The 589-nt window shown below is 59.6% G+C and carries 1 pseudogene; it reads left to right on the top strand.

Annotation, left to right across the window (positions count from 1 at the left end):
* Positions 1 to 241: 241 nt before the first annotated feature.
* Positions 242 to 589: pseudogene (locus NW819_RS11585) on the top strand (peptidylprolyl isomerase); the annotation flags it as partial.

The raw sequence follows: 589 nt of genomic DNA, 5'->3' as shown, positions 1-589 counted from the left end.
AACACCGACGCCAACGCCGACGCCAAAACCGACGCCAACCAACTGGAGAGCCGTGTAGCCATGCCCTTGGAGAAGTTGGTCCCGCTATTGCGGTCGCAAAAGCGTCGTGTAGCGATGACGGCTTTCCCCCAGGTGGAGTGAGCCAGTCGTGGAGATATCTATCGAGGTTTGACAGCGCTTGCCGCCTGTGACGGTGGGATGTCAGGCTGAGACAGGAGTGGTTTTGCAGTCGGTAGGAACCATGACGCAGCGTGCCCAAGGATTTTGGCAATGGGGATCCCTGTCTTGGATAGAGGTCTGTCGGTTTGGCTTCTGCGTAGCTGCTCTATTCTGCGTGGTGGTGCTCTGGGGGATCCCGGCCTTGGCTCTGCCCCAAGGGGATGCCATCACGGATCCCCGTACCCTGTTGCGGCGGGCGTTGCCTATTCAGGAAACGAAGCTGCTGGAAATTGATGAGGCCATCTCCAAAATCGACACCGACCTGAAGTACAACCGCTGGTCAGCGGTGCGGGGAGATGTGCGCCAGGTGGAGCGGCTTCTGGATCGCCATGGAGATTCCCTGCTGGCCAGCTTGCCTCCGGATCGGGTG

It is taken from the genome of Synechococcus sp. R8-2 (genome assembly GCF_047461715.1).
Taxonomy (GTDB): domain Bacteria; phylum Cyanobacteriota; class Cyanobacteriia; order Thermostichales; family Thermostichaceae; genus Thermostichus.
Note: the sequence above shows the minus strand (reverse complement) of the source record. Positions and strands in the feature narration are given on the sequence as shown.